Below are 20,030 nucleotides of genomic sequence, written 5' to 3' on the forward strand. Positions count from 1 at the left end.
TGTCTGGTCCGGATTAACCGTAGACCGACTCTTTGCCGAAGTGCTTGGTCAGCATGTAGTAAACCACGGCGCGGTACTTGTTACGCTCCGAGCGGCCATAGGTTTCGATCACCTGGTTGATCGCATCCATAAGCTGCGGACCGTCGGCAAGGCCCAGTTTCTTGATGAGGAAATTGTTCTTGACGGTCTCAAGCTCTTCGGGCTGACCGGCGGCGACGGTACTTGCATCCGCGTTGTAGATCGCCGGACCACAACCAATGGTCACCTTGGTCAGCAGGTCCATATCCGGCTGCATCCCGCATTTGTTGCGAAGATCGTCAGCATATTGTGCGATAAGCTCGTCGCGTTTGCCCATAAGTATTCTCCCACCTGAAACCGGCCATCCCGCCGGTGCATGATTAAAATCCAAGCCAAAATGCGGCTCTGATCCTTACGATAACGGCAGTTTTGGCACGCACAAAGGGAAAACTTCGACACGGTTCCCCGATAAAAAGCGCAAGCAAACCTTTGCAAAAGAAAAGGGCCACGGCACGGCGCGGCCCTTTTCCCTGTCTTGTCCGAAAGGACGGGTCAGAATTTCATTTCAAGACCGACATAGGCCGTCCGGCCGCGGCCCTTGGTTCCGGCAGAAAGCCAAGGCGTGTAATCCTCGTCGAACACGTTTGCGACTTTCGCGGTCAGCTTCGCACCCTCCGAAATGTCATAGACGGCGAATAGATCGAACAGGTGGTAATCGCTGTCCGTCTGTGTCGGCGTCTGTTGGTACAGGCCGGTATAAAGACCGCCTGAGACATAGTTGTACTGCCCACCAAGGGTCAGCTTGTCGTTAAGGAACCGGGTCGCAATCCGAAGTGAGCCTGTCTGATCCGGCAGATACTGCCCTGCACCCAGACCCGGTGTTTGCGACGGCATGTCGGAATCGTTGATCGTGTAGCTCAGCCCGATATCGTAACGCGGTGTGCTGTAGTCGAGTTCAAGCTCGTAACCACTGGTTTCGGCTGTGCCCGGCTGGTTGACGAAAGCGATACCGGTCTGGCCCCATGCATTGGTGAAGTTCCCCGCAAGCGAAGAGGCGGTCACGTAATCCTCGACATCCATGTGGTAGTAATTGACCCGCCCGGTCAGCCTGTCTCCGGTCATGAAAAGATTGTGACGCTGGATATTGAAGCCCAGTTCATAACCTCTTGAGGTTTCCGGCTCCAGAAGCGGGTTGGCGATCATGCCCATACCGCCGCCCGGATGGGTACCCCCGAGCATGGTTTCCTGCAGGGTCGGCATGCGGCTGCTTTGTGACAGGGTCGCGTAGGGCTGTAGCCAATCGTTGACCCAATAGGCCACGGTCAGCTTCGGGTCGATCGATGTGTAGTCCACATCAATCGCGCCTTGGGATGCATTGCCTTCAAGCGAATAGTGATTGGCGCGCAGGCCGAACGTCACCTCCCAGTTGCCGTTGACAAAGACGTTTTCAGAGAAGGCCGAGAACCGCTTTGCCGTCCCGTTGGTCGGGTTCACACCGCCGCCGCCGCCGCCCAGGTCGTCCTGGGAGTAATCGAGACCGTTCACCGAGGTGACGTTCCAGGCGCCCAGTTGGAAATCGGAAATGTTCGTCAGGTTCCCGCCAAGTGTTTCGGTCACCATATTCCGCCCGACAAAAGAGCCTGTCCCGGCAACATAGCGAATATCCGTTTCATTGTAGTAGAGGTTGAAATCGAGGTTCACGAGGTTGTTGCCCGGGTTAAAGCTGTACCCGAATGTAAAGGTGTCCTGCTCGATATTCTGTTTGTAGCTGGTCGCGAAGAAATCCGCTTCGTACCGCTTGGCCGAGAAGGTGACGCGCTGCGTATCCGTCAGGTTGTACCCCAGCTTGAGCAAACCCGAACGGGTATCTTTCCACGTATTCGCGGCGGTCGCACCGGTACCGTCCTCGTAGTTACTGGCATCCTGGCCACTGAACGCCAGGACCATGTCGAAAGTCTCATCGCGGTACGCCCCGGCAAGCATCCCGGCGCCATCGTCACCGTTGTCGCCATAGCTAAGACGCGTCATACCACCGAAATTCCGGCCATCCAGAAGCACGTCCTCGGCATTCAACGTACGAAAATTGACCGCACCGGCAAGCCCGCTGCCCCCGGCGGTCACGACTGCACCGCGGGAAATATCAATGCTCGACAGAAGGTTGGGGTCGATATAGGCAGCACTCTGTGCCGCATGACCCGTCGTGCGGTAGTTCTGCGGCACCCCGTCGACCATCATCGCGACCCGGCCGGACCCTTCGAAACCACGGATATTGACGGCGAGCGCCGGATTGCCGGGGTCCTCCTGCGTAAACACCGAGGTTTCCGAACGCAGCGTGTTGTCGAGCGATGTGTTGATACCGGTATCGTGCAGCTCTTCCGAGTCGATCTCGGTGGTGTTCTCACCAGCATAGACCGGTGTGCCATCGGCTGTATAGCCGACGATCACTTGTCCAAGGTCGACATGCCCCTCAACCTGCATGTCCTCCTGCGCAAGCACCATTCCACCAAGCACCGAAAGCCCCAGCGCGATCGCGGTTGTATTGGCCAGTCGCATCCTGTTTGTCATCTGATCTGTCCCTTCATCCCTTAAGCTGTCCCATTCACGAAACCGGCTGTACCGCACACCACGAAAGGGTGGCGGGCGGCGATTGGCGGGATCGGTTCATGGGAAATGGCTAGCGCCGGCATTCAAGGGCCTGATAGACGGCCAGAAATCCGATAGCTTGCTGTATGATGCCCCTATTGCTCGGGCATCTTCTAATTGTCAAGTAAAACACTCGGATATTAGGGTGCCGCCGGGCAACATGCAAAATCAGGTGCAAAAATACAAAACCGCCGCCCGATTAAAGCGTTTCGCGAAAAACCTGAATCACAGATTTTCGCGAAACGCAGTGCTCCGCTCAATCGTTGCACGCGTTCCGCTTTTCGCTGATGCATCAGGTTAAAGGCGGAACGCTTTAGGCGGCGGTTCCGGGGTGTTCAGGCTCAGCGGACCCAGATCGGCAAGACAGCCGCAACCGCCCCGCCAATTGCAATCACCTCAATACCGGTAGTGTTCCGGCTTGTAGGGGCCTTCGGGTTTGACCCCGATATAAGCCGCCTGTTCTGGGTCAAGCGGGGTCAATTTCACGCCGATCCGGTCAAGGTGCAGCCGGGCCACCTTTTCATCCAGATGCTTGGGCAGGATATAAACCTCGTTCTTGTACTGCTCACCACGCTGCCACAGCTCGATCTGCGCCAGAACCTGGTTGGTAAAGCTGGCCGACATCACGAAGGACGGGTGGCCGGTGGCGTTACCAAGGTTCAAAAGGCGCCCTTCGGACAGCAGAATGATCCGGTTGCCCGAGGGCAGTTCGATCATGTCCACCTGTTCCTTGATGTTGGTCCACTTGTGGTTCTTAAGGCTGGCCACCTGAATTTCATTGTCGAAGTGGCCGATATTGCCGACGATGGCCATGTCCTTCATCTCGCGCATATGCTCGATGCGGATCACGTCCTTGTTGCCGGTGGTGGTGATGAAGATATCCGCCGAGGATACCACATCTTCCAGCAAGACCACCTCGAACCCGTCCATCGCGGCCTGCAGGGCGCAGATCGGGTCAACCTCGGTCACCTTCACGCGGGCACCGGCCCCGCGCAGAGAAGCGGCGCTGCCTTTGCCCACATCGCCATAGCCCATGACCACGGCAACCTTGCCGGCCATCATGGTATCGGTGGCGCGGCGGATGCCATCGACAAGGCTTTCCTTGCAGCCGTACTTGTTGTCGAACTTCGACTTGGTCACAGAGTCGTTCACGTTGATCGCCGGGAACGGCAGTTGCCCGTCACGCACCAGTTGATACAGGCGGTTGACCCCTGTAGTGGTTTCCTCGGACACACCCTTGATCTGATCACGCACCTTGGTGAACCAGCCGGGGCTTTCTTTCATCCGCTTGGCGATCTGCGCCTTGATCACTTCCTCTTCCTCGGAAGACGGCACGGGGATGATATCCTCGCCTGCCTCGGCGCGCGCGCCCAGCAGGATGTAAAGCGTGGCATCCCCACCATCGTCGAGGATCATGTTGGGGCCATCGTCAAACAGGAAGGATCGATCAAGGTAATCCCAATGCTCCTCCAGCGTCTGCCCCTTGATCGCGAAAACCGGTGTACCGCCCGCGGCGATGGCGGCCGCAGCGTGGTCCTGCGTGGAAAAGATGTTGCACGAGGCCCAGCGCACATCGGCACCCAGCGCGACAAGCGTTTCGATCAACACGGCGGTCTGGATCGTCATGTGCAGGCTGCCCACGATCCGCGCGCCTTTCAGGGGCTGCTCGGCCCCGTATTCTTCCCGCAGGGCCATCAGGCCGGGCATCTCGGTTTCGGCGATATCCAGTTCCTTGCGTCCATAATCCGCGAGGCTGATGTCTTTGACGATATAGTCTTTTGCCATCCGGGTGGCTCCTTGCAATCTGTAAACTTGCCGTGCAGATAGCACCGGTCAGTCCCTTCGGCAACGCCAGAGCCACCCAACCGGCAAGCCGCGACAATGAGGCCACGATGAAACAACCCCGTGCATGGCAAAAGATGCTGTCAGGGCGGCGGCTTGACCTGCTGGACCCGACCCCGGTGGATATCGAGATCGGGGACATCGCCCATGGGCTAAGCTTCGTGGCGCGCTGGAACGGTCAAACCCTGGGCGACTATGCCTATTCCGTGGCCGAGCATTCGCTTTTGGTGGAGGGCCTGTTCACCCGCTTGAACCCGAAGGCCGATGCGAAATGGAAGCTGGCCGCGCTTTTGCACGATGCCCCCGAATACGTGATCGGCGACATGATCAGCCCGGTAAAAGCCGCCGTTGGCCCGGATTATGACGAGTTGGACAAGCGCCTGACCGCGGCGATTCATATCCGCTTTGGCCTGCCTGCGGTGATCCCGGCGCAGATCAAGAAACAGATCAAGAAGGCCGACAAGATCAGCGCATGGATGGAGGCCACGCAGATTGCCGGGTTTTCCACCGATGAAGCCGACAAATTCTTTGGCCGCCCTGCGGCCGACGTGATCGATGGTTTGCAAATCGTCCTGCGCCCACCACTCGATACCCGCCGCGACTACGTGGCCCGGCACAATGCCCTGCTCGAGGAAATCGGATGATCCATATTCGGCAAGCCGGGGCCATGGATGCCCGCCAGATGGCCGAGTTGCTCAATGCCATCATCCGCAAAGGTGGCACCACCGCCCTTACCCACGAGGTGACGCGCGAGGCAATTGCCAAGCGGATCGAACAAGCCCCGGCCAACGCCCTCTGGCACTTGGCCGAGGATGAGGCCGGACATCTTCTTGGCTTTCAATACGCAAATCCGCACCCCGATCTGCCGCCCGAGGCCTGCGATATCGCGACCTTCGTAAAACTGGGTACGACCGGCCTCGGTATCGGCTCAAAACTCTTCGAGACAACCAAGGCGGCCGCCCGTGCGCTGGGCTATCGCTGGATCAACGCCACGATCCGCGCCGACAATGCCGGGGGGCTGGCCTATTACCAAAGCCGCGGCTTCGAGGATTACGCCCGCCAGCCCAACCAAGCCCTTGCCGACGGGCAGGTCGTGGACAAAATCAGCAAACGCTTCGATCTTTGACGCGATCCCTTTTCATCTTTCCCAAAATACTCCCGCCCCAGGGGTATTCTTCTTGTGACATAGGTTCACGCTGGATGTCACCAGAATTAATATTCATTAAATATCAATGACTTAATGCCTCATCACGTCCTCGAATGAGCCGGGCAGTGTTACGCCAGAACGTAGATAATACTGAGGTCAATTTCATGGCAAAATCCAATGCATTCACAGTCGCCCAATTCAAATCTCTGCCTGCGGGCAAACACTGTCAAAGAGTTTCCTCGCCGCCCATGACCAGAGCAACACGATTTTTAGACCCCGCCGCTATCGCCTTTCCGCCATCTCATACCGTGACACTAGATCCGATGCCGTTAATGTCTGGCACTGCTATGCTCCAAAATGACTGTGTGATCAAAGCCAGGCGGGACTTTTGCGCTCAGTGCGAAATAAGTTGGCGATCCCCCTTAGACTATTAAAACACAGCATGCGATCGGGTGAGACAGTCTAGTGCTGTTCGCCAACAACATGCGGGGGCCTGTCCCTTGGCGGTAATGTGCTGGCGGTGTCTCTTGATCAGAACCACGATCCGGTCAATATTTACAAGCCTTGGTGTGCGTCCCGAAGGGGTCACTCCGGGTAGTTCATCCCATTATACTTAAGCGTGGGAAGTTCCGGACTGTGTTATCAGAAGATAAACGTCTCAGCTTTTGCCTGCGAACTTACAACGCCGCGATACATCCCCGGGGAGTTGAATGGCATCGTGACATTGCCATCCCGATCAATAGCAACCAACCCACCTGAACCGTCGTTAGGCGCGAGAACTGTATGCACGATATGATCCGCAGCCTGCTGGAGTGTTTCGTGCGCATACCTCATGCGTGCGGCAATTTCGGCAGCTGCGTTCCAGCGAATAAATACTTCTCCATGGCCGGTGCAAGAAACCGCACATGTATCGTTATCCGCAAAAGTACCTGCTCCAATCACGGGCGTGTCGCCCACCCGGCCGGGTGCTTTGGCGGTCATGCCTCCGGTTGATGTTGCCGCTGCCAACGTACCGCGGACATCGCGCGCCACCGCGCCCACCGTGCCATGGCGGCGGGCCGGGTCGTCAGGCTCCTTCCCTTCGGCGCGCAACTTAAGCGTCTCTTGCAGTGCATCCCACCGCGTTTGGGTAAAGAAATAGTGCTTGTCTTCCAACGCCAACCCTTCGGCCCGGGCAATATCCAGCGCGTTCGGACCAATCAGCATGACGTGCTCAGTCCGCTGCATTATTGCGCGCGCAAGCTGAACCGGGTTGCGCGGACCGCAAACTCCGGCGACAGCACCAGCCTTGCGCGTTTGGCCTTCCATTACAGCGGCGTCCATCTCCTGCTCACCATTAGAAGTGAAAACCGCACCCCGCCCTGCGTTGAACAGCGGGTCGTCCTCAAGCACGGATACCGAGGCGACCACTGCGTCAAGCGCCAAACCGCCGTCACGCAACACCTCTTCTCCTGCCATCAGCGCCCGGGCGAGGCCAGCATGAAATGCGGCTTCGCGCTCGGGCGTCATGAGGGATTTAAGAATCGTCCCAGCCCCACCATGGATCGCAAGAGAATAGGTCATAGTCTGTCCTTCATTAGGCGGAAATAACCGATTGTTTATCCTGGAAGTGCCGTTGATATGTCTCCCGGAAACCCGGCAGGCGCGTTCCGTCGTATCCCTGTTGAGGTGTACTGTGCCACAACGCCCCAAGAATCGCGGCTTCGACTGTCTCGACACCGGCTTTGAAAAAGCTGTTCATGCGGCTTTCGCAGAGCCGCTGGATCGGATGCAGTTCCTGCGAGCCGCGCTCGATCCGGTTGGCGGTCGAAAAAGCCAGCGCAATATCACCACTCTGATGGCCAAGGTAGCTGCCAAGTCTGCCAAGCGCCGCCGCACTACGCCGCGCCAGACGTGTGAGCTGGCGTGCCTCCATCGGAGCATCGGTCGCCAATAGTATGATGATTGATCCGGTGTCGGGTTCCGCAATGGCCTCCGGCGCAGTGATGCGGTTGCCCAAAACGCGCAAGCTACCCGCTTCGCCAAAATTAGACAAAACCAACGCACCTAGCATGTAATCCCCTGTATCAAGCGGTACATGGCGCGAAGCGCTACCAATACCCCCGGCGAATCCAAAGGTCTTCATCCCGCTGCCAGCACCGACCGCACCCTGCTGGAAGGCATCACCTGCCGCAGAGATGGCGCTTTCCGCATCGGCCTCGGACACGGCGAGTTGCTGGATGTCGTTTACCTTGCCGTCATTGCATTCCAGTACCAGAGGGTTCACCGTCGCCTGCCCTCGCCCGATCCCGGGATTCTGGCCAATCGCCTGCCGGATTAAAGCGTTCGCGCAGGAGCCCACGCCAAAGGTGTTGGTTAACAGAATGGGGGTCTCGATCTCACCAAGCTCTTCGACCTGCACCAATCCTGATGATTTTCCGAAACCATTTAGAACGGCGCACCCAGCCGGCACCGGATTTCGATAAAGGTCGTCACCATGCGGCAAGATAGCGGTGACGCCGGTGCAACGCCCATCGCCCCGCAAATTTTGATGCCCTACGCGTACTCCTGTCACATCGCAAATGTCGTTACCGGGACCGGCACGGAAATCCCCGGCCTCCAGCAAGGTCTTGAATTCAGTCATGTCGTCTCAGCTTTCGTCCAATTTGGGGTCCAGCGCATCGCGCAGTCCGTCACCTAGGATATTGAAGGCAAGCACGGTCAGAAAAATGGCTAAGCCCGGAAAGAAAGTCAGATGCCATTCACCCGCCATCATGTACTCGCGGCCTGTGGCAAGCATGGCCCCCCATTCCGCGACCGAAGGCTCAACGCCTAGACCGATAAAAGATAAGCTGGTTGCAGTCAGGATCGAGGTGCCGATCCGCATCGTGAAATAGACAATCACCACGCCAAGAGCGCCAGGCAGGATATGTCGGAACATGATGACGAAATCCGAAGCACCCGCGGCACGGGTGGCTTCGACATAGGTTGCTTCTTTGAGTGAAAGGGTGCCTGATCGGACGATACGCGCGAAGGCAGGTACACTGAAAACCGCAACAGCAATGATGACGTTCACGAGCCCCGCCCCCAGAATGGCCACGATGCCGATTGCCAACAGAATACCCGGAAAAGCAAAAAGCACATCGGCAACCCGCATGATGACAGAATCCAGCCAACCACCGTAATAGCCGCCGAAAAGCCCCGCCAGAATGCCTAGTACAGCACCGATGGTGACCGATACAAAACCGATATACATGGACAACTTTGCACCATTAAGGATGCGTGCAAAGATGTCTCGACCGAACTCGTCGGTTCCCGCCCAGTGTTGCAGCGAGGGTTCGGACAGGGTGTTCATGTAATCGAAGTCATCTGGGCCATAAGGCAGCAACCACGGGGCCAGCAACGCCGCCACCAGCATCAACGCAAGAAATACGGCTGCGACCAGTGCGGCACGACGGCGGACAAACCGTCGGCGAAACTCGCTAAACGGGGAGCGCGCGGTTTCTTCGATGCGCGCCGCCGTGGGATCGTTGTCAATCGTATGGGCCATGGTCAGAGCCTATTTGTAGCGGATCGCGGGGTTGATGAATGCATAAAGCAAATCAACCACCAGATTGATGAGAAGGAATTGCAGCGAAAACAGCATTATTTCGGCCTGCACGACTGCGTAGTCACGAAAGTTGATGGCATCCAGAAGTAGCGAACCCAACCCCGGCCACCGGAATACCTTTTCCACGACGATCGAGCCGCCCAACAGGAAACCGAATTGTAGACCCACCATTGTTACCACAGGGATCAGCGCGTTGCGCAATGCGTGCTTCCAGATCACCACGCGTTCGCGTAAGCCTTTGGCGCGGGCTGTGCGGATGAAATCTTCACGCGCCACGTCTATGACCGCAGATCGGGTAAATCGCGCCATTACGGCGGCCACCCCGGTGCCCAGCGTCAAAGAAGGTAGGATCAGGTCGGAAGGGCTGTCGAAGCCGCTGGTGCCAAGCCAGCCGAGATTGACCGAAAAGAACTGCATTAACAGCAATCCCAACCAAAAGTTCGGCATGGAAATGCCCGACACGGCAAGAAACATGCCTGCGTGATCGCCTGCGCTACCCCGGCGCACGGCCGAAATCACACCCGCGACCAACCCGAACAATACCGACCAGGCCAATGCACAGATTGACAGCCAGAACGTGGGCATGAAGGCGCGACCGATCATTTGCGCCACCGGTTCACCCGTGCGCAACGATGTACCCAAGTCGAGCGTCAAAAGGCTGCGCAAGAAGTCAAAATACTGCAAAATCAGCGGACGGTCGAGGTTCAGCGCCCTGCGGATGGCTTCCACCTCTTCTTGCGTTGCTGTCTCACCGGCCAAAAGCCGAGCAGGATCACCCGGTAGCAGATGTATGAACAGGAACACGAAGACCGAAATAAGCAGCAATACCGGGACCAGTGCAGCCACGCGGCGCAGAGAATAATTCAACATCGGCTCTCATCCTTTGGCGACCCGGCGCAAACACGCCGGGTCAGGGTTCATCTGACCTATTCGAAGGTCGCGTGCTTATATTGCATGGTGCCGTCAGGCATCTGGAATACACCGGACAAACCCTTCTTGCGGCCCGCCATCTTGTTCTCGATCGCCAGCCAGACAACCGGCGCATCTTCCCAAATCTGCTGTTGCGCAATGGCATAGGCCGCGCGGCGCTTTTCGGGGTCGGCAGTGTTCAGGGCATCCTCGATCGCTTTGTCCACAACGTCGCTCGAATAAAACGCCATGTTATAGATTTTGGGGAGCCACCCTTCAGTCGCGTAAACCGGGCGTAGGTGCCAGTCGGCATCTCCGGTCGAAGGTGACCAGCCGCCAATTAGCATGTCGAATTCCGAAGTGTCAGGATCCATTGACGAGAACACCTTTTCCGACCGCGTGGCACCTTCCATTGGAACGATCGTCGCATTCACGTTGATCTGCGAAAGTTGCTGCTTGAGGAACTGCAACAGGCGCACCCCTGTCGAGCTGTTAGTGCCCCAGATCTGGATGTCGAACCCGTCTTCGTAGCCCGCCTCTTTCATTAAGCGACGCGCCTCTTCGAGGTCGTTGGATAGTGGCGGTTCCTGCGTTTCGTGGAACCGCGTGTCGGGCGCAATCGGCGAATCCGGAACGACACCGTGACCCGAATAAACAACCTGTACGAACGCCTCTTGGTTGACCGCCAAGTTGAAAGCCCGGCGAACGCGCACATCCTTGAAATGGTCTTTAAGCATGTTCATGGATGCGGTCCAAACCGTGATACCGGGCACGTCCAATACTTCGTAGCTACTATTGCTCGCGACCCGTTCGGACAACTCAGCTGGCAGAACGTGCACAAACTGCACCTCGTCCGACAGCAGCATCGAAACACGGGTTGCACTTTCGGTAACCGGATAGAAGGTCACGCTGTCTACCTTGGGGTATTCTGCATCCCAGTAGCCGTCAAAACGTTCCACAACCAGCCGTTCACCAGGAATCCATTCCTTGAACTTGAACGGACCGGTGCCGACGGGGTTCTTTTCGACATCCCGGCCAAACTCTTCCAGTGCCTTGGGACTGTGGATGACGACCGATGGATGTGCGACAGTGTTGATCATCGCACCGAATGGCTCTTTTAAATGCATCACAACGGTATAGTTGTCCGGTGTTTCCACGTGGTCGACCACCTTGAACAGGCTGTTCTTCGCCAGATTCTGGGATTGGTCTGCCAGTCGGTCGAAATTCGCCTTTACCGCAGCGGCATTGAAATCTGTTCCATCATGGAATTTCACGCCTTCTCGCAGTTTGAAGGTAAAGGTTTTGGCGTCGTCGCTCCCTTCCCATTCGGTAGCGAGTTGCGGCACTAGCTGCATGTTCTGATCAAAGCCGATCAGCCGCTCCAGCACACCGTTGACCGCGGAATAGTCCACATTGTAGTTGGTGTTGTGGGGATCCATGCGCTGGAATATCTGGTTCATCCCGATGCCCACGTCCTGCGCTATCGCTGGCGCTGCGAGAACGGTTCCTGCTACAAGCGCTGCGGTTGCAGTCACCTTTCTGAAAAAGCTCATGATTTTATTCTCCCTGTGGTTGGAAAGTGTTGGATTATACTGCCAGTTCCCCGTCGCTGGTCTTTGCCACGAAATGACCCGGGGCAATCTCCAGCATCTCATTGAGCGTAGGCGGCTGATTGACCGGGCGCACCGGACTAGGCACTTCACCTGTGATCAGCGGACGTTCGCGTGAGCGCATTGCGGGATCGGGCACCGGAGCCGCAGCCATCAGACGGCGTGTATAGGCATGGCGCGGGTTCTCGTAGATGTCCCGGCGGGTCCCGGTTTCGACAATCTGGCCCAAATACATAACGGCAACCCGGTGGCTGATCCGTTCGACTACGGCCATGTCATGACTGATAAACAGGTAGGCCAGACCAAAGCGATCTTGAAGGTCCATCAACAGGTTCACCACCTGCGCTTGCACTGATACGTCCAGCGCCGAAACAGCCTCGTCCGCGATAATCAACTTTGGGTCTGTGGCAAGCGCACGCGCAATCGCGATGCGCTGACGCTGTCCGCCCGAGAAGGCGTGCGGATATCGGTGCGCATGATTAGCACTAAGCCCGACTTGCTCAAGCAGCCATACTGCCTTGTCAAAGGCGTTCTTCTTATTATCCAGCCCATGCAGCAAGATCGGTTCGGCAATAGAATAACCCACCGTCAAACGGGGATTCAGCGAGGCATAAGGGTCCTGGAACACAAATTGCACCTCGCGGCGTAGCTTTTGTAGTTCAGACCCTGAAAGGTTTGTCAGATCTTCTCCATTGAACCGCAACCGCTCGGATTCGGCCTCGACTAGTTTCAGGATGGATCGACCAGTGGTGGACTTGCCACAGCCGGATTCACCGACCAAACCAAGCGTTTCGCCAGGCCAGATGTCGAGATTCAAGTGTTCGACCGCATGGACCCGTTTCTGCACTCTTCCCAACAACCCCCCGGTGATGTCAAACCTTGTTGTCAGGCCACGAACGGACAAGAGCGGCTCGGCATCATAGGTGATGGCGCGTGCGGGAACTGGGTGCGGTATATCCTCGCCCGCAGTCGGCATATCAAAGGGCAGAGGCGTGTCGCTACCCTTCATTGCACCAAGGCGTGGTACAGCTTTGAGCAATGCCCGGGTGTAGGAATGCTGCGGTGTGTTGAAAATTTCGTCGACGGTGCCTTCTTCGACCTTTTCACCACGATACATAACGACAACACGATCCGCGACCTCGGCGACCACGCCCATGTCATGCGTTATGAACAGGACCGCCATCCCCTCTTCCTCCTGAAGATCACGGATCAGGCGCAGAATCTGAGCTTGAATCGTCACGTCGAGCGCCGTGGTCGGCTCGTCCGCGATCAGAAGCTGCGGCCGACATGACAACGCCATGGCGATCATCACGCGCTGTCGCATCCCACCGGAAAGCTGATGAGGGTGACGTTTCATTACCTGGCGCGCATCTGGGATACGCACCTTTTCTAGTGTTTCTAGCGCGATTTTATTGGCGTTAGTACGGCTTGTATTCTGGTGGGCCACAACTGCTTCAATAATCTGCTCCCCGATGGTGAACACCGGGTTGAGCGAGGTCATCGGCTCCTGAAAGATCATGGCTATATCGTCACCGCGCATTTTGCGCGCTTCTTCGACACCTAGGTCTACAACATCGATTTCTCGTCCGTCACGCTTACGAAAGGCGATCTTGCCGCTCTCGATCCTGCCTCCGCCAAACTCGACAAGACGCATCACCGCCAAGGAAGTAACAGATTTCCCCGATCCGGATTCTCCGACAATAGCGACCGTTTCACCAGGCTTGACGTGTAGCGACAAATCCTTGACCGCATGCGCACTATTGTCACCTTGCCCGAAACCGACATTCAGCCCCTCGACTTCCAAAAGATTACCTGCGTTCATTCCGTCTCCCCGGCGGATACACCGACACCATTGGCACGTTGCCCAGAATTTGGATCATGAAACCGAAACTTTGACAGGTTTTCTAAGGCAAATTTGGCATGAACTATGCAAAGTTGGCATAACTATAGGCTTGCCGTTTTTCTTGAGAGCAACAATCTAGTGATATGGACACAAAATGGTTGGAAGATTTCCTGGCGCTTGCCCAGACGAGAAACTTCTCTCAGGCATCATCAGATCGTAACGTCACTCAACCCGCGTTCAGCCGCAGGATACGCGCGCTGGAGACCTGGCTGGGCGTGTCACTGTTTGATCGACGGTCTTACCCCGTCACGTTGACGACCGAGGGTCGCATGTTCCGCGATAGCGCCGAAACAATTCTAACGACACTTTATGCAAATCGCGCGCAATTTCAGGAAAACCAGATTGGGCAACGACCCGATCTGCGAATAGCAGCAGCCACAACGTTGAACCTGAACTTTATTCCGAATTGGCTACGCCAATTGGAGCCACAGACCGGACACCTGACAACACATATCTCTACACAAAATTTCCACGACATGGCACAAAATTTGGCCGAGGGAGAGATTGATCTCGTCTTGCAGTACAGCCACTCGCAAGTGCCACTTTTTGTCGAGACATCCAAGTTTATGACCCATGTACTAACCATCGAGCCGATGGTGCTGGTATCGGCCACCGATCGACACGGGGAACCTCTGCACGATCCGGCACGCGCCGGAGATCGCGGCGGAATCTTCCCATACATGGGCTATTCACACGATGGCTATTTCGCAGAGGTCGAACGCATCCTGTTTGCGCACCATGCCGAGAATGGGCTCATTCTGCAGCGTCTAGGCGAAAGTCCAACCTCCGAGGTCCTAAAACGACTCGCAATTTCTTTTGGCACACTAACACTCCTGCCCGAAAGCTGCGCGCGCGAGGCTGTGGAAGATGGTGAACTGGCTGTCGTGGGCGGCGAAGACTGGCAGGTTCCTCTCGAGGTGCGCCTTTATCGTGCGCGCGACTCGCAACGTCCCGCGATCAAACGCGTTTGGGGCGCGATACAGGAAACCAAGCAACAAGAAACCCAAATGAAGAGGACTTAACGTGAAGATTTTCATCTCCGTCGACATCGAAGGCGTGGCCGGGGTTTGCGAACCGTTGCAAGGTCAGCGTGGTAACGCGGAATACGAAACGGCTCGTCACCTTATGACACAGGAGGCAAACGCCGCAATCTGCGGAGCGTTCGATGCCGGTGCCACAGAGATCACAGTCGCAGATTCACACGGCCCCATGCGCAACATGATTGTCGAGGATCTTGATCCCCGCGCCCGTGTTGTATCCGGCAAGCCTCGTCCTCTTTCAATGATTCAAGGCGTGCGGCCAGATCATGACGGTATCGTTCTAGTCGGTTATCATGCAGCGGCAGGTGAACCGGGCATTCTTGCCCACACGATCAGCGGACTGGCATTTTCACGTATCGAAATCAACGGGATCGTGGCCGGTGAACCAACGATATTCGCGGGTTATGCGGCCGAACTCGGAGTTCCCCTGCTTGCCGTGAGCGGCGATGACAAAGTATGTGGCGAAGTTGCCAAACAGTTTCCTGACACACATAGAATTCAAACCAAAACCGCCCTTGGCGCACAGGCCAGCGACAGCTTGTCTCCTTCGGAGGCTCGCAAACTCATTACAGAAGAGGTGCGCGAAGCGGTGCGACAGGCTCATCAGCAACAACCGCATATCCCTTGCAAACCACCTCTGGATATAAAGGTCGAGTTCATGAAGCAGGTTCATGCGGATGCTATCTCGCTGTTACCCCATACCGAACGCCTTAACGCACGTTCGATCTCCTTTTCTTCCGACACATATGAACAGGCGATTGGCTCTCTCTCCGTCTTTGCTCTTGTGGCTCAGGCTTTGACGCCACGCTAGTGATCCAGCAGATATTGCCCAGTTTTTTCAAGTGGCCTGATAGGGGTTGGGACGGGAGCTTTTAGGCTGAAATTTCGACGGCATGCTGTCGCCCGTTGCCTTCGAAACCAGCCAGCGGAAACTGAACGGGGCAGGCGCCCGGCAAACTGCGGGCGTCTCAGCCTCATCCTCGGGGTTCGCCAACACGCCGCACAAGATTGATGTTTGCGACTTGCCTGCTTGATCAGCCTAGGATTTCAGCCTCGGCACTCCCTTGCCCGGTCTCACGCGGAACCAGCGCCCGGACAAGGTCGCGCATGTGCAGCACGCCAACCTGCCGATCACCACGCATAACACGATAGTTCTTGGTGGTATCACCCTGCGAGGCCGCGATCACCGTCTCCAGCGTATCGTTGGCATCGACCTCACCGGCAATATCGCTTGGAGGTTCGCCGGTTTCCTCCATCACCGAGCGTACCCGCAGCACACGGGCGCGGTTGATGTCGCTGACGAAGGCCTCGATGTAGGGGTCATTGGGGTTGAGCAGAATATCCTGCGGTTCACCTTGTTGAACCACGTAGCCATCCTTGAGGATCACCAAGTGGTCGGCCAGTTTCAATGCCTCGTCCAGATCGTGGGTGATGAACACCACCGTCTTGGCCAGTTCATCCTGCAATTCGATCAGCAAGTCCTGCATATCGGTGCGGATCAGGGGGTCCAGCGCCGAAAACGCCTCGTCCATCAGCATGATGTCCGAGTTCGAGGTCAGCGCCCGGGCAATCCCGACGCGCTGCTGCATCCCGCCCGAAAGCTGTGCGGGATACTGTTCTCCCTGCCCTTCAAGGCCAACGCGGTTCAGCCATTTCGTGGCTTCTTCGGCGTATTGCTTGCGGTTCTTGCCCTCGATCGCCCAGGACATACCGGCATTTTCCAGCACCGTGCGGTGCGGCAGAAGTGCGAATTTCTGGAACACCATCGACATTTCCGCCTGCCGAAGCCGCCGCAAGCGGCGCTCGTTATATTCCAGGATGTTTTCGCCGTTCACATGGACCTCGCCCGCCGTTGGCTCGATCAGCCGGTTGAGGTGGCGGATCAAGGTGGATTTCCCGGACCCCGACAGCCCCATGATAACCGTGGTCTTGCCATTGGGCATATCGACATTGATGTCGTTCAGGCCAAGCACGTGGCCTGTCTCGCTTTGAAGCTCGGCCTTGCCCATGCCGTCGCGGACCTTTTCCAGCGCGCCCTGTGGGTCCGCGCCGAAGATCTTGTAAAGGTTGCGCACCGAGATCTTGATGTCATCGCTCATGATTTCTGCTCCGCGTTGATCCGCGCCAGCGCGGCCTTGGTGACCCGGTCGAGGATAATCGCCAGCAATACAATCCCGAGGCCGGACAGCAGCCCGACACCCAATTCAAGGCTGCGGATACCACGCAGGACCAGCACCCCGAGACCCGGCGCCGAGACCAGCGAGGCGATAACCACCATCGCAAGGCTCATCATGATCGTCTGGTTGACCCCGGCCATGATGTTCGGCAGCGCCAGCGGTATCTGAACCCCGAAAAGCTTCTGCCGCTTGGTCATGCCGAAGGCATCGGCAGCCTCGATCACGTCCTTGTCCACCAGGCGTATCCCCAGATCGGTCAGGCGCACCACCGGAACGATGGCATAGAGGATGATGGCAATCCCGTAGAGTTTCGGTTCGGTCACCGAGAAAAGGAAAATCAGCGGGATCAGGTAGACGAAGGGCGGCAGCGTCTGAAGCATGTCCAGCACGGGTATCAGCGCTTTCTGCACCCGGTCGTTCCGCGACATGGCGATACCGATGGGTACACCGAACAACACACATATGAAGGCGCAGACGAAAATGATCGCCAGCGTCTGCATCGTGTGGTCGTAGAAATCGATAAAGGCAAGAAAGCCGAAACAGGCCGCGACCAGCGCCACCAGCTTGCCTGACCGGCCCACGCCCCAGGTGATCAGCATCAACAGCGGGATCATGATCCACCACGGCACCGATTGCATGATCCAGAGTGCGTTCTCCAGTGCCCAGCTCAACGGCTGGGTCAGCGGATCGACCACGACCTTCAGGCTGTCCTTGATATCCAGGAAACCGCGCTCCAACCCGCGAGTCAGGTCCCGCGATTGCGGAACGCTGCTACAGGCATCGTTCAGCGCATCGAGCGAGGGAAAAGGAAGCTCCCAGACAGAGGTTTCGCTCTCACCCCCGGCCTGCCCCATGAGGTCGGCCATCGAGCTAAGGCCGCCGGCCTGCTCATCGCCACACCAGTCCCGCAGGCCCAGTTTGTCGAACAGAAAATCGTATGTCGCCATGTATCACTTCCCCGGATCTTGAGCGGACCGTCTGATTGTTGTCGGACCGGGTAAAATACGCGGTCGCAAGCGGCCCTTCGCATGTTCTTGCAGCGAAACTGCCCCCCGGTGCATGTCGCGGGACAGTCATGTTGAAAGAACACGAATACCGGCGGGAAGCCTTCGCTCCCCGCCGGTGTTGTCACGCGCCTGTGCTTACTGCTCCAGCAGCTTCGACAGGTTCCCGCGGGCGTCTTCGTTCAGCCACTCGCTCCAGGTGTCTTGGTTGTTCTGCAGGTAGTAAACAGCGGCCTCCTCGGTGGAAGCGTTGTTCTCATCCTGCCAAGCCAGCAGTTGGCTCATCTCGGACGTTTCAAACGACACCTTGCTGAAGAACTCCGCCAGCTCGGGGTTGTTGTCGTTGAAGTCCTTGGTAACGACCGTCAGGATCGGCGCCGTCGGGAATTCCGAAGGCTGCGGATCGGGGTTGTCGGGGTTCTGGTTGGCGGCATGCGCGTCTTCGTCATACTCGCCCAGCTCGACGCGGGTCATGTCGAACTTGCCCAGCGGGGTGGTCGGACCCCAGTAATACCCGAACCACGGCTCTTCGCTTTCATAGGCCGAGGCCATCGAGGTCGCGAGGGTTTCGCCCGAGCCGTGATTGAACACCTCGATCCCATTGCCTTCGAGGTCGAAAGCGCGGGCAAGGTTATCGCTGACGGTCCGGCAACCCCAGCCATCGGGGCAGTTGTTGAACATGCCGCCAACAAGGTCGGGGTTCTCAAGAACGCCTTCGATGGTGGTCAGCTCGGGATGCTCTTCGGCAAGGTAGGTCGGAATCCACCAGCCTTCGACGCCGCCGGGGTTCAGAACACTGGTCAATTCGACGATGCGACCGTTTTCCTTGAGCTTATCATAGGCATCGCCGGCCGAGTTTGGCCACATCTCGGGCACAACATCGGGCTCATTGTTTTCCGACAGCGAGGTAACGGCCGGGGTGGTGTCCGAAGGGACCACCGTGACGTCGCAGGAATAGCCCTGTGTCAGCAGAAACTCCGAAACTGCAACGACGATCTGGGCCGAGGCCCAGTTCATTTCCGCGATCGAGACCTCGCCGCAATCCTGTGCGGCGGCGGCCACCGGTGTTGCCACGGCAAGCGCGGTTCCCAGCAAGTAACGTTTCATATCGACATCTCCTTTATCTGTGTTCGACGCGCCAGATCCCATGCAGGGAACGCCACGCGAACGGGACGCCATCACGCCAAAACATTGGTCCTGCGGCAACCGGGTGGCAGCCGCGTGTCAGGTGGCGTGAGTGGCAAGTGATGGGCGAAACGAAACAGGTTTGCTCAGACAGTGCAACCCGACTGCCCTTCCCTTTCACATGGCGCAAACCGGGTATGCTTAAAGTGCATAGGAAGGATTGTCGGCGCACAACTCGCCACAACAGCCCACCAACAGAAGCCCGAGCAGGAACTACGCCGTCTCTTATCTGAAAGTCAGATGTCGTCAGAAACGAGGATGTGCAGAACCACTCGAAAGCTTGCCCGCCGGAAGCGTGCAACAGCCACCAAGGGCACAGAAGATGGTTACCGGGGGCTGCGTTTGGCCAGGATCCGCTGCAGGGTCCGGCGGTGCATGTTCAACCGGCGCGCGGTCTCCGAGACGTTGCGATCACACAGCTCGTAAACCCGCTGGATATGCTCCCAACGAACGCGGTCCGCGCTCATCGGGTTCTCGGGCGGCGGGGGCAGATCTTCGCCCTTGGCCAAAAGCGCGTTGGTGATATCGGTCGCATCGGCGGGTTTCGACAGGTAATCGGTTGCCCCGATCTTGACGGCGGCAACCGCGGTGGCAATCGCGCCATAGCCCGTCAAAACCACGATCCGGCTGTCAGGGCGCTTTTCCCGGATCACCTCGACCACGTCCAACCCGTTGCCATCCTCAAGCCGCAAATCGCACACCGCGAAGGCGGGCGGACGGGCGGTGGCAATGGCTGTGCCTGCGGCCACGGACCCCGCGGTTTCCACTTCGAAACCGCGCTTTTCCATGGCCTTGGCCAGACGCCGCAGGAAAGGCTCATCGTCATCGACAAGAAGAAGCGAGCGATCCTCACCAAGATCGTGCAAGTTTTCCGACATTACGTCGCCCCTCCCGTTCCCACTTCGATGGACTTAAGAATAGTTCTAACCCGCGTTTTGGGGTGCGTCAAACGAACGCGGCCCG

General features: G+C 57.4%; 17 protein-coding genes and 1 pseudogene. 5 read left to right on the forward strand and 13 right to left on the reverse strand.

Going from position 1 to position 20,030, the window contains the following annotated elements; genetic code table 11:
- Nucleotides 1–13: 13 nt before the first annotated feature.
- The 3 genes from RBB32_RS13205 to ahcY form a co-directional block, all read right to left on the reverse strand.
- Entirely contained in the window at nt 14–355 is a 342-nt protein-coding gene (locus RBB32_RS13205) for a DUF2853 family protein (RefSeq protein WP_306153206.1), read from the reverse strand.
- 215 nt (nt 356–570) lie between these two features.
- Nucleotides 571–2,583, reverse strand: a complete 2,013-nt coding sequence (locus tag RBB32_RS13210; RefSeq protein ID WP_306153207.1) for a TonB-dependent receptor domain-containing protein — start codon at nt 2,581–2,583, stop codon at nt 571–573.
- 474 nt (nt 2,584–3,057) lie between these two features.
- Nucleotides 3,058–4,446, reverse strand: a complete 1,389-nt coding sequence (gene ahcY, locus RBB32_RS13215; RefSeq protein ID WP_306153208.1) for an adenosylhomocysteinase — start codon at nt 4,444–4,446, stop codon at nt 3,058–3,060.
- Between the two features lie 107 nt (nt 4,447–4,553).
- Here ahcY and RBB32_RS13220 point away from each other — a divergent pair, with 107 nt between their 5' ends.
- From RBB32_RS13220 to RBB32_RS13230, 3 genes and pseudogenes are all read left to right on the forward strand, one after another.
- Nucleotides 4,554–5,147, forward strand: coding sequence for an HD family hydrolase (locus tag RBB32_RS13220; RefSeq protein WP_306153209.1), 594 nt, complete (start codon nt 4,554–4,556; stop codon nt 5,145–5,147).
- A complete protein-coding gene (locus tag RBB32_RS13225) occupies nt 5,144–5,629 on the forward strand; it encodes a GNAT family N-acetyltransferase (RefSeq protein ID WP_306153210.1) in 486 nt (161 codons plus the stop codon). The genes RBB32_RS13220 and RBB32_RS13225 overlap by 4 nt, the downstream gene beginning before the upstream one ends.
- Before the next feature lie 238 nt (nt 5,630–5,867).
- Nucleotides 5,868–6,011, forward strand: a pseudogene (locus RBB32_RS13230) (IS6 family transposase); the annotation flags it as partial.
- 281 nt (nt 6,012–6,292) lie between these two features.
- On the opposite strand, the gene RBB32_RS13235 reads toward RBB32_RS13230, so the two are convergent.
- Genes RBB32_RS13235 through RBB32_RS13260 form a run of 6 tightly spaced genes read right to left on the reverse strand, consistent with a single transcriptional unit; the run spans nt 6,293 to nt 13,580 of the window.
- A complete protein-coding gene (locus RBB32_RS13235) occupies nt 6,293–7,213 on the reverse strand; it encodes an isoaspartyl peptidase/L-asparaginase family protein (RefSeq protein WP_306153211.1) in 921 nt (306 codons plus the stop codon).
- A 13-nt stretch (nt 7,214–7,226) separates the two neighbouring features.
- Nucleotides 7,227–8,273 carry a P1 family peptidase gene (locus tag RBB32_RS13240; RefSeq protein ID WP_306153212.1) on the reverse strand — a complete coding sequence of 349 codons (1,047 nt, stop codon included), beginning with the start codon at nt 8,271–8,273 and terminating at the stop codon, nt 7,227–7,229.
- A gap of 6 nt (nt 8,274–8,279) precedes the next feature.
- Nucleotides 8,280–9,179, reverse strand: coding sequence for an ABC transporter permease subunit (locus RBB32_RS13245; RefSeq protein WP_306153213.1), 900 nt, complete (start codon nt 9,177–9,179; stop codon nt 8,280–8,282).
- A gap of 9 nt (nt 9,180–9,188) precedes the next feature.
- Entirely contained in the window at nt 9,189–10,109 is a 921-nt protein-coding gene (locus RBB32_RS13250) for an ABC transporter permease subunit (protein ID WP_306153214.1), read from the reverse strand.
- Between the two features lie 56 nt (nt 10,110–10,165).
- Complete coding sequence (locus RBB32_RS13255; RefSeq protein ID WP_306153215.1) at nt 10,166–11,701, reverse strand: glutathione ABC transporter substrate-binding protein; 1,536 nt, start codon at nt 11,699–11,701, stop codon at nt 10,166–10,168.
- A gap of 34 nt (nt 11,702–11,735) precedes the next feature.
- Nucleotides 11,736–13,580: a dipeptide ABC transporter ATP-binding protein gene (locus tag RBB32_RS13260; protein ID WP_306153216.1), complete on the reverse strand. Its 1,845-nt coding sequence runs from the start codon at nt 13,578–13,580 to the stop codon at nt 11,736–11,738.
- Nucleotides 13,581–13,759: 179 nt separating this feature from the next.
- Here RBB32_RS13260 and RBB32_RS13265 point away from each other — a divergent pair, with 179 nt between their 5' ends.
- The gene (locus RBB32_RS13265; protein ID WP_306153217.1) at nt 13,760–14,683 is read left to right on the forward strand and encodes a LysR substrate-binding domain-containing protein; all 924 of its coding nucleotides are present in this window, start codon (nt 13,760–13,762) and stop codon (nt 14,681–14,683) included.
- Between the two features lies 1 nt (nt 14,684).
- Nucleotides 14,685–15,512, forward strand: coding sequence for a M55 family metallopeptidase (locus tag RBB32_RS13270; RefSeq protein WP_306153218.1), 828 nt, complete (start codon nt 14,685–14,687; stop codon nt 15,510–15,512).
- A 223-nt stretch (nt 15,513–15,735) separates the two neighbouring features.
- Here RBB32_RS13270 and RBB32_RS13275 read toward each other — a convergent pair whose 3' ends face one another.
- From RBB32_RS13275 to RBB32_RS13290, 4 genes are all read right to left on the reverse strand, one after another.
- Nucleotides 15,736–16,800, reverse strand: a complete 1,065-nt coding sequence (locus RBB32_RS13275) for a glycine betaine/L-proline ABC transporter ATP-binding protein (protein ID WP_306153219.1) — start codon at nt 16,798–16,800, stop codon at nt 15,736–15,738.
- Nucleotides 16,797–17,825, reverse strand: a complete 1,029-nt coding sequence (locus tag RBB32_RS13280) for a proline/glycine betaine ABC transporter permease (protein WP_306153220.1) — start codon at nt 17,823–17,825, stop codon at nt 16,797–16,799. The genes RBB32_RS13275 and RBB32_RS13280 overlap by 4 nt, the downstream gene beginning before the upstream one ends.
- A 195-nt stretch (nt 17,826–18,020) precedes the next feature.
- On the reverse strand, nt 18,021–18,989 hold the full coding sequence (locus RBB32_RS13285) for an ABC transporter substrate-binding protein (RefSeq protein WP_306153221.1): 969 nt from the start codon (nt 18,987–18,989) through the stop codon (nt 18,021–18,023).
- A 404-nt stretch (nt 18,990–19,393) separates the two neighbouring features.
- Entirely contained in the window at nt 19,394–19,945 is a 552-nt protein-coding gene (locus RBB32_RS13290; RefSeq protein WP_306153222.1) for an ActR/PrrA/RegA family redox response regulator transcription factor, read from the reverse strand.
- Nucleotides 19,946–20,030 lie beyond the last annotated feature (85 nt).

Origin of the sequence: Roseovarius sp. MMSF_3281 (genome assembly GCF_030733685.1) — a bacterium.
Lineage (GTDB): Bacteria > Pseudomonadota > Alphaproteobacteria > Rhodobacterales > Rhodobacteraceae > Roseovarius.